Here is a 16131-nt window from a genome sequence, read left to right as displayed (position 1 = left end):
ATAACTCCACGATGCCGCGGCCGACGCCGTCGCGTCAAGCGAATTGCCGCCGGATACCCTGATGAGCGCTATGACTGAGCTCTCACGTCCGGTTCGCGTTCGGTTCTGTCCGTCCCCGACGGGTACCCCGCACGTCGGCCTCATCCGCACCGCGTTGTTCAACTGGGCCTTCGCCCGGCACCACGGCGGCAAGCTGGTGTTCCGCATCGAGGACACCGACGCCGCGCGCGATTCCGAGGAGTCCTATCAGGCGTTGCTCGAGGCGCTGCGCTGGCTCGGGCTGGACTGGGACGAGGGGCCCGAGGTCGGCGGCGACTACGGGCCGTACCGGCAGAGCGAGCGGCGGGAGATCTACGCCGACGTGGCCAAGCGGCTACTGGAGGCGGGCGAGCTGTACGAGTCCTTCTCCACCCCGGAGGAGGTCGAGCAGCGCCGCCGGGAAGCGGGCGAGGACCCGAAGAAGGGCTACGACAACTACGACCGCACGCTCACCGAGGAGCAGAAGGCGGCGTTCCGCGCCGAGGGGCGCAAGCCGGTGCTGCGGCTGCGCATGCCGGAGGGCGAGATCTCCTGGACCGACCTGGTGCGCGGCAAGATCACGTTCCAGGCGGAGACGATTCCGGACCCGGTGCTGGTGCGGGCGAACGGGGACCCGCTGTACACGCTCACCAACCCGGTGGACGACGCGCTGATGGGCATCACCCACGTGCTGCGCGGGGAGGACCTGCTGCCGTCCACGCCGCGGCAGATCGCGCTGTACCAGGCGATGCAGCGGGCCGGTATCACCGATTTCGTCCCCGAGTTCGGCCACCTGCCGTACGTGATGGGGGAGGGCAACAAGAAGCTGTCCAAGCGGGACCCGCAGTCGAACCTGTTCAACTACCGCGAGCGCGGGTTCATCCGCGAGGGCCTGCTCAACTACCTGGCGCTGCTCGGCTGGTCGATCGCGCCGGACCGGGACATCTTCACCGTCGACGAGCTCGTCGAGGCGTTCGACATCGCCGACGTCAGCGCCAACCCCGCCCGGTTCGACCAGAAGAAGGCCGAAGCGATCAACGGCACCCACATCCGGGCGCTGGCGGTGGAGGACTTCACTCAGCGCGTCCTGCCGTACCTGATCGACGCGGGCGTGCTGCCCAAGGAGCCGAGCGAGGACCAGCTGAAGACGCTGTCCGCCATCGCGCCGCTGGTGCAGGAACGCGTCACGGTGCTGGGCGACGCCGTGCCCATGGTCAGGTTCTTGTTCGCCGAGGACGACTTCGTGGTCGAGGAGGACTCGGCGGCCAAGGCGTTCAAGGGCGATGCGGCCGAGGTGCTCCGGGCCGCGCTGTCCGCGCTGCAGGAGCTCCGGACGTGGGACGCGGCGGGCATCGAGGCCGCGCTGCACAAAGCGCTCATCGAGGGCATGGGCCTCAAACCGCGCAAGGCGTTCCAGCCGGTGCGGGTCGCTGTGACCGGGCGCACAGTGTCACCGCCGCTGTACGAATCGATGGAACTGCTCGGCCGGGAGAAGTCGCTGGCGCGGCTGACGGACGCGCTCAGCCGCCTCGAAGGGTGAACGAAACCGCCAACTGGCGGTACCGCATTCACACCGTTGGCAGAGTCGCCGGGCGGGGCGGAACCTTTAACCTCGCGTGGTGGAGTTCGCGCTTGCCCCGACCAGGCCGCGAAACGGAGCGAACCCCCCGGAAATCCGGGACGGTTCCGTCGTGCGCGCGGTGTTTCTCGACATCGACGACACGCTCGTTGATTTCACGACCGCCAGCCGAGCCGCGTTGACGGCGATGATCGGCCGCTCGGACATGTGGTCGCTGTGGGAGCGGATCACCGACGAGTACGTCGCCCGCGTGGTGACCGGGGAGCTGGACTACCCGACCATGCACCGGCGCCGCACGGCGGCCTTTCTGGAAGCAATCGGGGTGGCCGTGGACGAAGCGGACGCGGCGCGCTTCGAGCGCAGGCGGGCGGCGGGCATGCGGGCCCGCTTCCGGCTGTTCGACGACGTGCTGCCCTGCCTGACCAGATTGCGCGCCAACGGTCTGCGGATCGCCGCGGTGACCAATGCCTCGGGCACCCACCAGCGGGCCAAGCTGGAGGAGCTCGGGCTGAGCCCGTACATCGACCACGTGGCCATCGCGGGCGAGGTGGGTGCGGCCAAACCGGATCCGTTGATCTTTTACTCGGCCTGCGCCGCGGTGGACTGCGAGCCGCACGAGGCGATGCACGTGGGGGATCGGCTCCGCACCGACGCGGTAGGTGCCCGCAAGGCCGGCCTGCGCGGCGTCTGGTTGAACCGGTCGGGTGCCCGGGCCACGGTGCCCGAGGGGGTCACGGAGATCGGGTCGCTGGCCGAGCTGGCCGACCAGGTGGAGTACGCCATCGCGGGCACCGTGGTGCCCACACCCCGCTGACCTGGCACGACGGCGGAGGCGACCCCCGGCGACGGCGCTTGCAGCCGATCGGCTAGCATCTTGTGTGCACGAAAGAGATCGTGCCCTTGGGGTATGGTGTAATTGGCAGCACGACGGATTCTGGTTCCGTTAGTTCAGGTTCGAGTCCTGGTACCCCAGCTGCGATCGACGAAACGGCATCCACTAGGATTCCAGTCAGTCGCAAACAGCTAGCCCCCGTCGTCTAGCGGCCTAGGACGCCGGCCTCTCACGCCGGTAGCGTGGGTTCGAATCCCATCGGGGGTACATTCCGAAAAGGCGAAATCGCCGTCGGCCGACGAGGCCGGCGGCGATTTCGTTTTCCGGCATTCCCGCTCGGTGACCGTCGGCACCGCGCCGGCCGGCGGAACTTCGGTCCGGGAAGCCGGGGAAGCGGATCCGCCTGCACCGGACCGATGACCGGGCAGGCGGCCGGCGGCCGGGAGCAGCGCGGACCGCCGGAGGGAGGGAAACCCGGGAGCGCTCGGGCGAGCCTCAGGCGGCGGTCAGCAGCTCCGTGCACTGGGCGCGGACGGCCGAGGTCAGGTCGTCGGCGACCGACACGTCCGGCACGGGCGCGGCCAGCGCCACGGTGTCGTGCTGCCAGATCCCCAGCAGGAAGGGCAGGTCCTGCGGGTCGACCTTGCCCAGCCGCTCCGGCCAGATGCCGCTCGGCTGCTCGGCGAACCACTCGACGTGCGTGGTCACCCCTTCGACGGTCTCCTCGATGCCCAGCACGCCGACCGGCGACGTCGGCGCGCCGTACATGGGGGAGTGCTGGTACAGCACCCACAGTTCGCGGTTCACCACGGTGATCACCCCACTGGTGGAAGGGCCGGCTTGTTCACTGTGGGCACGGATCCGATCACCGTGCCGGTTCACCTGCTCAGCCGACAGACACGCCACGGGCGCGCAGCCACGGGATCGGGTCGACCGGCGTGCCGCCGACGTGCACCTCGAAGTGCAGGTGCGGGCCGGTGGAGTGGCCGTTGGAGCCGATGGTGGCGATCTGCTGTCCGGCGCGCACCCGTTGCCCGGCGTGCACCGAGAACTCGTACATGTGCCCGTAGACGGTGATCGTGCCGTCGTCGTGCCGGATGCGGACCCACAGGCCGAAGCCGCTGGCCGGCCCGGCTTCGATCACTGTCCCGTCGGCGACCGAGACGATCGGTGTGCCGAGCGCGTTGGCGATGTCGATGCCTCGGTGCATCGTGCCCCAGCGGGGCCCGAAACCGGACGTCAGCGTGCCGTGGGTGGGGGCGACGAACTTCGGCCGGTAGGCCTGCCGCATGGCGCCGGTGGCGCCACCACGGAGCGCGGTGACGCGGGCTTCCAGGTCGTTGCTGAGCACGATCTCGGGTGCCTTCCCGATGGGCCGGTCGTCCGCGCCGGTCACGGCGGGAGGCCGCCTGGTCCGGAGCGCATCGTCCTGCACCGGCACTGCGGCCGCCGACGCGAGCTGTGTCCCCGCCGCCCCGATCGGCCGGTCGGCGGAGACGGTGGCCAGCGCGCTGGCACCGACCGCGGTGAAGTCGGTCGTGCCGAACGAGGCGGGGCGGGCGGCACCATGGGCCGGTTCCGGCGGCTGGTCCTGGGCGTCGTCGGTGTCGTCGCCAAACACCAACGGGGAACACATCACCGCTGCCCCGAGGACCGTTTTCACCACTTTGTCGCGAAGCGGAGAAATGACGGCGCTCCTTTCCGTGACACCGGGAACGGAATGCGCTGGGCTGTCGCGCGTTCGGTACGTGAGTCGTAGGCAGCGACGGCCCGCTGTGTCCGCGATCACTTCACGAGAAGCGTTCATGTCCCGGTTCATTTGGCGGCGCCGGCAACCGGTGTGCGACGGGTGGTGATTTTCCGACTGTGTCCGGCGATGGTCCGAAGCGGTGGACCGGGCGCGGCCGGGCGACGCCCGGCCGGCCGCGGTGCGCGGATTCGGCTGCCGTCCGGCCGGAAAACGAAAACCCACTGCAGGCGGGGTCGGGATCGCCTGCAGTGGGCAATTGCGGAGTGCGCCTGCGAGTGCAGACCCGCTGGCGGTGGCCGTCCGGTTCAGGCCGCCTGGCTGCTGGGCACCGCCATCGCCGCGCGCAGATTGTTCAGCGCGTTGTGAATGCGGCTTTTCACCGTGCCCGCCGGAATGCCGAGCATGGACGCGGCGGTGGCGGTGGTGCGGTCTTCGAAGTAGATCTTCTTGACGGTGGTGCGGTGCGACGGGGACAGCTTCTCCAGCGCCTCGTCCAGGTCGATCCTGGTGTCGATCAGATCGGTCGGGTCGGCGACGGTCGCCGCGTTGTGCAGCATCGGGTCGGACAGGTTGACCTCGGTCGGCCGGGCCTTACGGCTGCGGTGCAGGTCGATGGCCACGTTGTGGGCGATCCGGCGCAGCCAGCCGCGGATGGAGCCCAGCTCCTCGGTCAGCCGGTCGGCGTTCTTCCAGGCCCGCAACCAGGTCTCCTGCAGCACGTCCTCGGCGAGGTGGCGGTCGCCGCCGGTGAGCCGGATGGCATATGCCAGCAGCGCGGGGCCGTGTTCCTTGATCACCTGGTTGATGTCGGTGCCGGTCATCGCGGGAGCCTTTCGGATGTCGTCGCAGGGGGAACGTTTCCTTGAAGCTGAAAGCGATGATGGTTCTTTTTCCGGCGGCCGTCGTGCGGTCTGTCCCTCTATTTCTTGGGTGGCGTCCCGCGATGTTTCAGGGGTGTCCCGAACCGATTGGTAGGGATAACCCCCACCTCCGGCAAAACCGCAGGTGGCGGCGTCCGGGTGAGGCATACGGAACGGTTGTGATTGCCCGGGAGGACGCGCGCACTTGCCCGACAGGGAAATACGTGAACAGGTTTCAAGAAAAGGACGACGGCGGAGCAAGTCGTGACCGACTTGACTCCACCGTGGGATCGCAGAATGTCCGGCGGAACGCAGAATATCCGCCGGAACGAGGCACGAATTGTGACCCGATCGGGACGATATCCGGGGTGGTCAGTCTCTGTCGCCGATTCTCCAGGTGCTGAACAAGGAATTGCCTGGTCGATGATCGGCGGCGCACCACCGGGTGAGCGGGTGTGCCGGGTCCGAGGGAGTGGCGGCGTGAGAGCGACTTCGCCAAGCCTGCAGTCGCGGTGAACGGTCGTCCCAGCGCGCGGCCAGCTCGTCCGGCACCGTGGTCGGGACGGCCCGGCGGGATGATCGGCCGAGTAGCCGCAGCGGTACGGTCGGGGAGAACGGCGAGTGGGGCTGCTTCCGCTCAGATCATGCCCGCGCGCAGCGCGTAGGCCACCGCGTGCGGACGGTTCCGCAGGTTCAACCGCTGCGTCACGCCCTGGATGATGTGTTTCACGCTCCGCTCGGAGTAGCACATCTTCTCGGCGATCTCGGCCGTGTCGTAGCCGTCTGCCAGCAGCCGGAGCACCTCGATCTCGCGCGTGGTCAGCTTCGCGCTGTTGGCGCCGATCGGGTCCAGCACCTCGCGCTGCAGGCGCTCCAGATGCTTGAGCAGGTCTCCCACCATGTGCGGTGGCAGCACGCCGCCGCCGGACGCCGCCGTGCGCACCGCGTGCGCGAGCCGCTCGCCGGTGGTGGCCACCCGTGGCAGCACGGCGACCACCCGGCAGGAGATCGCCGACATCAGGTCCTTCTCGTCGATCTTGTCGATCACCAGCACGACCGGCTTGCTGACCTCGGACGCCAGCCGCCGCAACGTCAGGATTCCGCGGTTGGCGGCCAGGTCGCCGGCGCAGAACACCAGCACGTCGGCGCCTGCGCGGCCGGACCACGGAACCAGCTGCAAGTGGGCCTGGCTGCTGATCTGGTTGGTCAGGCCGGCTTCCGTCACCGGGTCGGGCGCGCACACCGCCACCCGGATCGGAGCCTCCAGTTTCGCGTCGCTCACATGCCCTCCGCGTCACAAGCTTGGTGTCAACGCTGCTCACCGTGCGGGGGTGAGCACACAGGGTGGAACGCCAGCAGAATGGGCGGGCCCGCTTCAGCAAATCTCAACGTGCGCTCCCGCGTGGTCCCCACGCGATGTCGCCGGTACCGTCTTCGCCGTTGTTTTTGCTGGTAGACGGGTGGGAGCTGGCTCAAGACGGGAACCGAAATGGTCTCGACCAATTCTCAGCTTTGTGGTGCCGGGCGAGCTCGGCCCGGTTCGCAGCGTGTGCGGGGCCGCCCGGTCAGGCGGAACCGGACCCGGGGCATGCTCGATTCGTCGGTGCCGCCTCGGTGGCCGGTGACGTGGTGGCGACGAGCCGCAGCGCCGCGGCGAACTTGGCCAGTTCGTCGAGCAGGTGGGCCAGCCTGCCCGGCTGGGCCATCTCCGAGATGTACAGATCGATGACCTGCTGGTCGAGCCGGCCCTCGGTGAACCCGCTCGGCCCGTTCTCGCGTGCCTGATGCAGGTCGTGGAGGTAGCTGTGCACGGTGGCCAGCGTGTGCTCGATACTGGTGAGCGCCTTGGCTGCCGCCTCGGCGGACAGCACGAGCCTGCCGTCGGAGGCCATGCGATGCAATGCCTCGCCAGTCCACACGTGCGTTGCCTCTTCCACAGCGGTCTCCGAGTGCGATTCGCCGGCTAGGAGCCTCAGTCAACCAGCGACCCCACGGTCGCGCTACGCCACGCCGCGCGGGTTGCCCGAGCATGCGGTGGCACTGCCCATAAGTCGTGCGCCGGTATCGGACCGCGTAGTAAACCAACGCTAACCCACGTGATTCCCACAAAGACGGGTTGAGTCCCACACTGATTCGGGCATATCCTAGGGCGGCGCCGTGAACGCCCGGCCGCACCGAGGCCGTGACGGTTCTGGTAGCGCTCAACGCAGGGACGACTGGGACGGATCCCATGGTCAGCGACCAGTACCAGGTGCGACTCGTCGGGGTGCCGCGCATTCAACTGCCCGGATCCGACGTTGCGATCGGGCCTGCCCAGCGCCGGGCGGTCTTCGCCGCGCTGGCCCTTCGTCCTGGCCAGGTCGTCCCCCGTGACGAGCTCGTCGCGGCTGTCTGGGGCGACGACGCGCCGGCAAAGGTGACCGGCAGCGTGTACACGCACATTTCCGCGTTGCGGCGCGTTCTTGACAAGATCCCCGCGCCGTCCGGTCAGCCGGTGCTGACCGCGAGCAGGGCGGGCTACTGCTTGACCGTTCCGGCGGAGCGGATCGACGTCTTCCAGTTCACCCGGCTGCTCGAGGACGCCAGGCGATGCGGGAGCCTGCGCGACACCGACGGCGAACGCAAGGCGCTGGGCGAGGCGTTGGCGATCTGGCAGGACGAGCCGCTGGCCGGGGTCCCCGGTCCGGCCGCCGCCACCCAGCGCGCGCGGCTGACCGAACTGTGGCTGAGCGCTGTCGAACGGCACGCCGAGCTGCGGCTGGCGGACGGCCGACACGAGGAGGTCGTCGCCGAGCTGGCGGAGCTGGTGTGCGACCACCCGCTGCGGGAGAACATGCACCGCCTGCTGATGCTCGCCATGTGGCAGGGCGGGCACGCGGACGACGCGTTGGCGGTGTACCGGCAGGCGAAGCAGTTGATCGCCGACGCGGCGGGAATCGAACCCGGGCGTGCCTTGACGGAGGTGTACGAGCGCATCAAGGCGGGGGAACGGCCGTCGCCGCGGACGTGCGGCCCCGGTGCACGTCGACAGGTGCAGCTGCCGCCCAGGGCGCAGCCCTTCGTCGGGCGGGCCGCCGAACGTGAGCGGATCGGGCAGGCTCTGGCCGCGGTGGGCCGGGGACGGGGCGGCAGCCTCCTGGTCGAGGGTGGTCCGGGAACGGGCAAGACCGCCCTGCTGCTGGAGACGGTCGCCGCGGCACGCGCGGCAGGGCACACCGTCCTGTGGTCGGCCACCGACGAACTCGCCGCGATGACGTCGGTCGACCTGGTGTGCACGGCCGCCGAAGCCAACGCCACGGCGGGGGTGGTCGACGGTCTCCACCAGCTCGACCGGTGCAAGTCCGCCGTGCTGGCGCTGGCCGCGCAGGCGCCCACGGTGATCGTGGCCGACGACTGCCACTGGGCGCGCGATCGGATCGTCCGGGACCTGCGCGACGTGCTGGACGCCGCGGCCGGCCTGCCCTTGCTGGTGGTCCTCGGCGCCCGTCCGTACCCGCGCGGCGCGGAGCTCCAGCGCGTGGTCCGGCGGATCCGCGCCGGCGGTGGCTGCATCGAACTCGGTCCGCTGTCCCCCGGCGAACTGCACGAGCTGGGCAGCGCGATGCTCGGCCGCGCGCTGACGCCCGACGCGGTGGCCACGGCGCACCGGCTCACCGGCGGGATCCCGGGTTACGCCCGCAGCTTCCTGGCCGTCGACGGACACGCCCGGCTCGGCGGCCGAGACCACGAGACCGGGCCCGTCTCTGCCCCGGGGTGCCAGGCGCTGGTGGAACTGATCACCGCCCAGTACTCCGTGCTGTCCGCACCGACCATGCGAATGCTGGCGACGGCCGCGCTGCTGGGCGGTTCGGTGCCGCGCGCGGCGCTGGCGGTGGCGCTGGACGCGGCCCCCGGTGTGCTGACCGAGGCGATCGACGAGGCGACGACGGCCGGGGTGATCGATGCCGACGGCGACGTGATGCGGTTCCGGATCCCGGTGGTCCGCGAGGCGTTCGCGAGCAGGACACCGCAGAGCGTCCGGTCCGTGCTCCACGAGGAACTGGCCGCGCGGCTGGCCAGGGCGGGCATGGCCGCCGAGCTGGTTGGGAAGCTGCTGCTGAAGGCGCCGGGTGCGCTGGTCAAGGACTGGGTGCCCGATTGGCTGCTGGCGTCGGTCGCCGAACTCGGTGCGTCCGCTCCGTCGCTGGCCACCGAGCTGCTCACCAGGACGATCCGGCAGCCGTTCGCCACCGAGGCGCAGCGCGCGGCGATGCTGGCCGCGCTGACCAGGATCCTGTTGCCCTCCCGCGGGCTCGCTGGCGTCGGCGCCTTGCCGAGTGCGCGCCTGCAGGCCGCAGGGGGCGTCGTCCACCCTGTCCGGAAGATTCCGGTCGGCACGCAATGAACCAATTCCGGCGCGCATCCGTGCACTTGCTGACAGGCAGGTGGCCGCGAAGGTGCGGCAGGGAGAGCGCCGGGAAACGCGTGAGGGCGTCCTGACGTGACGACGGGGAGTGCTCGCACCGCGGGATGGTGTGCCGACTGCGGTCCCGTCAGGCCGGGACGTCGGCGACCGGTGCCTGCCCGGAAGGTAAGCGCCGGGAGCGCGGCTGAGCCGTGCGGGCAGTCTCGGAGGTTTGTCGACGTGCCCAAGGACGTCTCCGGCCTACGGGTGCAGCTGCTCGGCCAGCCACGGGCGTGGCTGGACGGGGTCGAGGTCGCACTCGGGCAGGCGCGGCAGGTGGCGGTGTTCGCCATCCTGGCCGGCCGTGGGGTGGGCCGGTCCGGCAGCTGGGTCACCGTGGCGGAGCTGCTCGACGGGGTGTGGGGAGGTGCGCCGCCGGCCAGCGCGCGTGGCAGCCTGCACACCTACGTCAGCGGGCTGCGTCGCGCGTTGCGCTCGACCGGGGCTCCGGTGGACCCGACGGAAGTGCTCGCGTCCCAGCAGGGCAGGTATCGCCTCGTCGTGGACAGGGACGCGGTCGACGTGGCCCGGTTCGAGCAGGCTGTCGCGCAGGCCCGCACCGTGGCCCGCGGCCGTCCCGAGATGGCATTGTCGTTGGTCGACGAGGCGCTGGCCGATTGGTCGGGGGACGCACTGCTCGGCGTGCCCGGCCCGTTCGCCGAGCGGGAGCGCGCCCGGCTGGAAGAGCTGCGGCTGAGTGCGCTCGAGCTGCGCGCCGAGCTGATGCTGACGCTCGGTGGGCACCGTGAGCTGATCCCCGAGCTGACCGAGCTGACCGAGCGACATCCGTTGCGGGAATCGCTGTACGCGGCGCTGATGCAGGCACTGCATCGGGACGGCCGCACCGGGGAAGCGCTCGAGGTGTACTACACCGCGCACCGTGTCCTGCGCGCCGAACTCGGGGTCGAACCTTCCGACACACTGCACGCCCTGCACCGGAAACTGCTCACCGGTTCCGGTGCGCACCCCGTCGCGCGGCACACCGGCTGGCTCTGCGTGACGCCCCCGGCCCGGTGCAAAGCCGCAGGCCACGGCGTTCGCCTGCGCGGTAGGGACGACGAGCTGGCCCACTTCGACGAGCTGATCACCGATCTGCTGGCCGGCCGCGGCGGGGTGCTGTTCGTCGAAGGAGAGCCCGGGGCGGGCAAGTCCGCCCTGCTGGGTGCTGCGCTGGCCGCAGCCGGTCGCGGGGGCTTCCAGCTGGCGTGGGCGGTGGCCGATCCGGCGCACCGGAATCAGCCGCTGCGGACCATCACCGCGTGCTTCGGCCCCGATGCGGGGGTGCTCGACGTTCCCGCTGACGTCGACGACGACGTGCTGGAGACCGCCGCCGATCACCTCGTCGACTTCGTCCGCGAAGCGTGCTCGCGAGGGCCGCTGGCGGTGGTGGTCGACGACATGCACTGGTCGGACGAGGCCAGCGTGGTCGTGTGGCAGCGCCTGGCTTCGAGCACCCGCCAGTTGCCGCTGCTGCTCGTCGCGGCGGCATCCTCGGGCCACGGCAGGTCCGATCTGGCCACGGTGAAGCGCTGTCTGCGGGCTCGCGGTGCCGACGTCGTCGAGCTGTCCCGGCTCTGCGACGACGACGTGGTCGGGCTCGTCGAGGACATGCTGGACGCGCGGGCCGGCGCCACCTTGCGTTCGGTGCTGCGGCGGGCCGTCGGCAACCCGCTGTTCGCCACCGCGATGGCCGAAGATCTGCTCCGGCGCGGCGTCCTGCACATTTCCGACGGCGTGGCCGACGTGGACGCCGAGGAGCCAGGTCTGTCGCGGAGGATGCAGGCGATCGTCGACCGGACGTTGCAGTTCGTCGTGCCGGAGACGCTCCGACTGCTGTCGACGGCGGCCCTGCTCGGGCAGGAATTCGCGGTGAGCCACCTGCTCGCGGTGGCCGACGCCGCGCCGCTCGAGGTCGCCGAGCACGTGGCGGCCGCCATCGCCGCAGGAATCCTGGAACCGGCCGAGGACGCGGTCACCTTCCGGCATCCGCTGCAGCGGGAAGCGCTGTACCAGCGGTGGTCCGAGGCGGCGCGCACGGTGGCGCACCGCCGGGCGGCCGAAGCGCTGTCCGGCAGCGGATGCCCGATCGAGGTGGTCGCGCACCAGCTGGCCGCGGTGACCGCGCCCGCGGACGCGTGGACGGTGGCCTGGCTGGTCGATCATCGCAAGGAGCTGTCCGGCCGTGAGCCGTTGCTCGCCGCGGACCTGGTGCAACGGGCCCTGGACAGCGAGGCGGCGACCCCGGAGCAGCGTGCCGTGCTGCTTCCCGAGCTGGTGCGGGTGCTGACCAGGCTGGGCAGGAATCCGTTGAAGCTGGCCGAGCAGGCCGTCGACGTGGCGACCGATCCGGTGGACGAGGCCGACATGCGGAAGCTGCTCGGGATGCTGCGCCGGTCGGCGGGCATCGAGGCGGCTTGAGCCGCCGGGCCGCGGCCCCTTGGGCACCGACCGGTGACGGCCGGCCTGGTTACGATCGGTCGGTGCGATGCAGGGACAGGTACGCGACCGAGGCGCTGGCCGCCTACTTGTCGCGCCTGTCGGGGGCGCCGAACCCGGAGGAGCTGGCAGCCGTCGTCGGCACGGCGGTCGAGGCGACCGGGTGCGTGGTCAGCGTCGCCGGCCAGCACTTCCGGTGGGGCCTCGGTGCCGGGCAGTGGGCGCGTTACGACGTGGAGTTCGGGGGAGTGCCGCAGGGGGCGATCTCCCTGTCGCCGGACGACATCGGTCCGCTGTCGACGCTGATCGAAGCGCTCGGCGCGCCCATGCTGGCAGTCCGGCTCGCGGTGGAGACCGAACACTATCGCCGGGCCGGTGACCTCGCGGCCCGCGAACTGCTCGACCACCGCTGGCGAGTCACGGTGGAGATGGAGCAGGAACGCCGCGCGCTGGAGCGCGACCTGCACGACGGCGCCCAGCACCATCTGGTGTCGCTGCGCATGATGATGGCGCTGGCCGAGCATTCCGCCGACGCCATCCATGAGCGGTTGCCCAACCTGCTGACCCGGCTGGACACCGCGGAGCGGGTGCTGATCGACACCGCGGCAGGGGTGCTGCCGCTGGCGCTGGCCTCCGGCGGCCTGGCCGCGGGCCTGGAGGCGGAGCTGGCCGAGCACTCGGACGTGTCGCTGGACATCAGCCAGTTGCGCCGCACGTACTCGTCCGCGGTCGAGGCCGCGGTGTACTTCGCCTGCTTGGAGGCGGTGAACAACGCACACAAGCACGCGCCGGGGGCCACCATCCGGGTCACCGTGCGCGACGGCGCACACGGGCTGGAATTCGCCGTCGCCGACAACGGCCCCGGGTTCACCGACGCGGCACTGAAGTCCGGCCTGCTCAATCTGCGCTCGCGGATCGCCGCGGTCGGTGGGCAGGTGCGCATCGATTCGTCGTCGAACGGGACCACCATCTCCGGCATCGTCCCGTACGGACAGGGCGCGGCGCAGTCCGGATCGGCCTGACCGGGACCGGTCCGTCCGGTGCCTGGACGTGCGGTCCGGGTGACCCGGTTCGTGGTCGTTCGATCGGGCGAGCGCGGACGCCGCCCGTCTGCGGCGCGTCGCAGGGCGACCCGGGTCGGGGTGACGCTGTCCTAGCGGACGCCGCCCGCCCGCGGCGCGTCGTCCGGGTTTCGATCACTGTCGCCTTCCGCGTGGCGTGCTCCACAGCGACCACGGTCACCCGGACGGTTTGTGAACCGTGTGCGTGTCGTGCCCCGTGTGGCCAGGTGAAAGGAGGCGGCGGGTGGACGAGACGAACGGCTCCACGGGGAGTGCTGCGCAAGCCGCTGCTGGTCCTGTCGAGCCCGATGCGCAGCACCCGGCCGAGGCACCAGGGGTGCGGCCGGTGATCCCGGAGAACCTGGCCGTCCCCGGGGCGCACATCCAGCGCATCCCGTGTGGTGTGTGGGTGCGCCGCCCGGGCGGCCGTGACCTGTCCGCCGACGAGCTGCACAGCGAGCCACCGCAGGACGACAGGGTGTTCGTCGTCGTCGGGGCTCCCGCCGAACAGCACCCGTCGCCTCGGGTGGTGGCGAACGTCGTCCGGGCCCTGCCGAAGCAGGTCCGCGAAGTGACCGTGCTGTCGTGGTACGGCGGTCCCGTCCAGGCGGCCGAGGTGGCTCAGGAGCTGAACTCCCCGGTGCGGGCGGTGCACGGTGTGCCGTCCGGCGGATCGATGATCTTCGTCGACGAGCGCGGTGCCGAGCGTTGGCAGCCGTGGGTGGAGGAGAGCCTTTTCGAGCCCGGCAAGTCGCCGAAGGCGCAACGCTGGGTCGCCCCGCCGGGGCTGACGAAGATCGAGATGGCGGCGTACCGGCTGGCCGACGGCTGGCGGCTGGATGTCGTGCCACGCGGGCTGCTGGTGCGGCCGGACTCCGTGCCCGCGCGCGCGGAGTGGCAGGGCGAGACGGGATCGTTCTTCGACGTCCTGGTGGTGTCCGCGCCTGGTACGGACCTGCCTACGGATGTCGTGAAATCTCTGGACGACGTCCTGGACATCGTTCCGCCTGAGGACGTGCCCTGCCTGCGCATCCTGCCGGTCGGTCCCACCGCGGGGCGAGCGCTTGCCTTGAGCAGGCACGCCGTAGTCGTCGGTGAGCCGTTGCCGTGGCCGGAAGGGCTCACCGCGTCCGCGCCGAAGCCGGGCCTGCCGATCGTCTCCGCATCGTCGGAAGGCGAAAGCTCTGCCGATGCCGACGATTCGGCAACCGCTGCCCAAGCCGATGAGCCCGGCGGCCAGGCGTCCGCCGGGCAGGAGCACGAGCCCGCGCCGGACATGCCGGGGTTGCAGGAGGACGAGGCCGGCCAGCCGACGGACCTGGCGGCCGCCGACGACCCGGTGGTGGTCGAGGACGTCGAGGAGTTCGACGAGCAGGACGTCGTGGTCGACCCGGCGGACGAGCATGCCACCGGAGAAGCCCTCGCCGACGAACCAGGGGCCAGCCAGCCCGGCGAACTCGAGAACGCCGACACGGACGACCGCGACGAGTACGACCGCGACGTCCTCGGCCAGGACGACAGCCACGATTCCGGCGAGGGCGACGTCCCCGACGACGAGGAGGCGGAAGCTGCGGACGTCGTGGACGACTCGGCGAACCACCACCCGAAGGACGAGCCGGAGCAGGCGGACGATGCGAAAGGCCAGGCTCGGCCACCGGCCCCGGTCTTCGTGGGTTCCGTGCCGACGGCGTGGAAGCCCCCGTCGGCAACCACGTACGGAGCGATGGCGAAGACCGCCGAGGCGGCGAAGACCCCGAGGGCAGCGATCGTGGCCGAACCGGGACAGCAGGTGAAAGCCGCCGAGGCGGCGAGTGCCCCGGAGGTGGCGATCGTGGCCGAACCCGGACAGCAGGCGAAAGCCGCCGAGGCGGCCACGGCCGGAACGACACCGGCGGGCCGGTCTTCGAGCGCGGCCGCCACAAGCACACCGAAGCAGCCGCAGCAGCCGGTCGGCGGAGCGCAACCACCGCGACCGCTGCCGAAGTGGGACGCCAAGCACCCCGGCGTCATCCTCCCGTCACGGCCGGCTCAGTCGCAGTCGCCTCGGTCAGGTGGTAGCCCGGCGGGGTCACCCGCCCGGCCGCCTGGGTCAGGTGACGGCCCGGCCGAATCACTCGCGACCACCGGCCCGACGCCGGGCGGGAGCTGGGCTGCTCGGGATCCGGACGGCGGAGAGCAGGACAGGCGGGACGAAGCGCAGGAGCAGGCGAAAGAACGCTCCCCGGCCGCAGCGGACCACCTGCCCTCGGGCCGGGTCGCCGTGACCCAGGACGGCCGGGTGATACCGGCACGGCCGATCCTGGTCCGGGTGTCCTTCCGGCCGGCGCCTGCCCCGTTGCCGCCGCCGCCGAAGTCGCGATCCACGGATGGGACCAAAGCCAAGGCGGAATCGTGGTGGCGGAAACGGCTGTTCGCCAAGCGTCGTGGTGACGAGAAGGGGTCACGTCCGGGGAGGGCCACCGGCAAGGCGTCGCCGGTCGCCGTGGCAGCCGGCCTCCACCAGCCATCCGGGCCGGTCACCGGTTCCTTCCCCGTGCCGGCCGGTCCGCCCGGGCCGCCACCCGATGCGTCTCCGATGCCTGCAACCGATGCACCCCTGGCTGCGTCAGGGGCGACTCCGCAAGTACCCGGTCCGTACGCCGGGCAGCTCGGTCCGGGCCTGGCAGCGCAAGCTCCGTGTCCTTCGGGGCAGGTACCGCAGGGGGCAGCGGACCTGAAATCAGGATCGATAGACGGCACGCCGAACGGGCACGGAACGGCCACGACGAATCAACCACCCACGAAACCACCTTCGCCTTCGGCGGCGTCGCAAGCATTCCCTCAGGTGCCGGCACACCCGGAAACGTCCGGTGCGCCTGAGCCGGGCACTCCGCCGGCCAGCCTGGTGGTGCCGCCGAAGCGGCTCGGCCGTGGCCCCGCGGCCACCGGCCCGCATGGGGCGACGACCACGGACACGCCCGGATCCGCGCGGGCCCGCATGCCAGGGCCGCAGCCCCGGCTCCCCGGCCAGCTGCACCCGCACGCGCCTTCGTCGCTCCGGTCGGTGCAGCGCACGACGAAGGCGCCGGGCCAGCCCGTTCGACCGTGACGGCGCCGGCGACACCGGAACGAACAGACGACGACACGAAAAGCAGGCATTGAGATCGAACCG

11 protein-coding genes and 2 tRNA genes are annotated in these 16131 nt (G+C 71.0%); 8 read left to right on the top strand and 5 right to left on the bottom strand.

Annotation, left to right across the window (positions count from 1 at the left end; all coding sequences use genetic code 11):
- Positions 1–70: 70 nt before the first annotated feature.
- The 4 genes from gltX to YWY_RS0104535 all read left to right on the top strand — a co-directional run bounded on the left by gltX (position 71) and on the right by YWY_RS0104535 (position 2696).
- The gene (gene gltX, locus YWY_RS0104550) at positions 71–1558 is read left to right on the top strand and encodes a glutamate--tRNA ligase (protein ID WP_028846638.1); all 1488 of its coding nucleotides are present in this window, start codon (positions 71–73) and stop codon (positions 1556–1558) included.
- A 160-nt stretch (positions 1559–1718) separates the two neighbouring features.
- Entirely contained in the window at positions 1719–2411 is a 693-nt protein-coding gene (locus YWY_RS0104545) for an HAD family hydrolase (protein ID WP_028846637.1), read from the top strand.
- 87 nt (positions 2412–2498) lie between these two features.
- Positions 2499–2570 (top strand) — tRNA-Gln (locus YWY_RS0104540).
- A gap of 53 nt (positions 2571–2623) precedes the next feature.
- Positions 2624–2696, top strand: a tRNA-Glu gene (locus tag YWY_RS0104535).
- 228 nt (positions 2697–2924) lie between these two features.
- Here YWY_RS0104535 and YWY_RS20285 read toward each other — a convergent pair.
- The 5 genes from YWY_RS20285 to YWY_RS0104510 all read right to left on the bottom strand — a co-directional run bounded on the left by YWY_RS20285 (position 2925) and on the right by YWY_RS0104510 (position 6976).
- Positions 2925–3239: a hypothetical protein gene (locus YWY_RS20285; protein ID WP_156899108.1), complete on the bottom strand. Its 315-nt coding sequence runs from the start codon at positions 3237–3239 to the stop codon at positions 2925–2927.
- A 76-nt stretch (positions 3240–3315) separates the two neighbouring features.
- Positions 3316–4065 (bottom strand): M23 family metallopeptidase, encoded by a 750-nt coding sequence (locus YWY_RS20280; RefSeq protein WP_084609025.1) that lies wholly within the window; start codon positions 4063–4065, stop codon positions 3316–3318.
- A gap of 419 nt (positions 4066–4484) precedes the next feature.
- Positions 4485–5000: a sigma-70 family RNA polymerase sigma factor gene (locus YWY_RS0104520; RefSeq protein WP_038044503.1), complete on the bottom strand. Its 516-nt coding sequence runs from the start codon at positions 4998–5000 to the stop codon at positions 4485–4487.
- Positions 5001–5676: 676 nt separating this feature from the next.
- A complete protein-coding gene (locus tag YWY_RS0104515) occupies positions 5677–6321 on the bottom strand; it encodes a helix-turn-helix transcriptional regulator (protein WP_245566553.1) in 645 nt (214 codons plus the stop codon).
- Positions 6322–6604: 283 nt separating this feature from the next.
- Positions 6605–6976 (bottom strand): hypothetical protein, encoded by a 372-nt coding sequence (locus tag YWY_RS0104510; protein WP_156899107.1) that lies wholly within the window; start codon positions 6974–6976, stop codon positions 6605–6607.
- Between the two features lie 245 nt (positions 6977–7221).
- Between YWY_RS0104510 and YWY_RS24770 the strand changes: the two genes are divergently transcribed.
- The 4 genes from YWY_RS24770 (at position 7222) to YWY_RS0104490 (ending at position 16068) form a co-directional block, all read left to right on the top strand.
- Positions 7222–9423: an ATP-binding protein gene (locus YWY_RS24770; RefSeq protein ID WP_156899106.1), complete on the top strand. Its 2202-nt coding sequence runs from the start codon at positions 7222–7224 to the stop codon at positions 9421–9423.
- A gap of 240 nt (positions 9424–9663) precedes the next feature.
- Positions 9664–11901, top strand: a complete 2238-nt coding sequence (locus YWY_RS20275) for an ATP-binding protein (RefSeq protein ID WP_051309738.1) — start codon at positions 9664–9666, stop codon at positions 11899–11901.
- A gap of 62 nt (positions 11902–11963) precedes the next feature.
- On the top strand, positions 11964–12941 hold the full coding sequence (locus YWY_RS20270; RefSeq protein ID WP_051309736.1) for a sensor histidine kinase: 978 nt from the start codon (positions 11964–11966) through the stop codon (positions 12939–12941).
- Between the two features lie 283 nt (positions 12942–13224).
- Positions 13225–16068 carry a hypothetical protein gene (locus YWY_RS0104490; protein ID WP_156899104.1) on the top strand — a complete coding sequence of 948 codons (2844 nt, stop codon included), beginning with the start codon at positions 13225–13227 and terminating at the stop codon, positions 16066–16068.
- The last annotated feature ends 63 nt before the right edge of the window (positions 16069–16131 follow it).

Source organism: Thermocrispum agreste DSM 44070, from assembly GCF_000427905.1.
In the GTDB taxonomy this organism is placed as follows: domain Bacteria; phylum Actinomycetota; class Actinomycetes; order Mycobacteriales; family Pseudonocardiaceae; genus Thermocrispum; species Thermocrispum agreste.
This window is presented reverse-complemented; position numbering and strand designations above follow the sequence as displayed.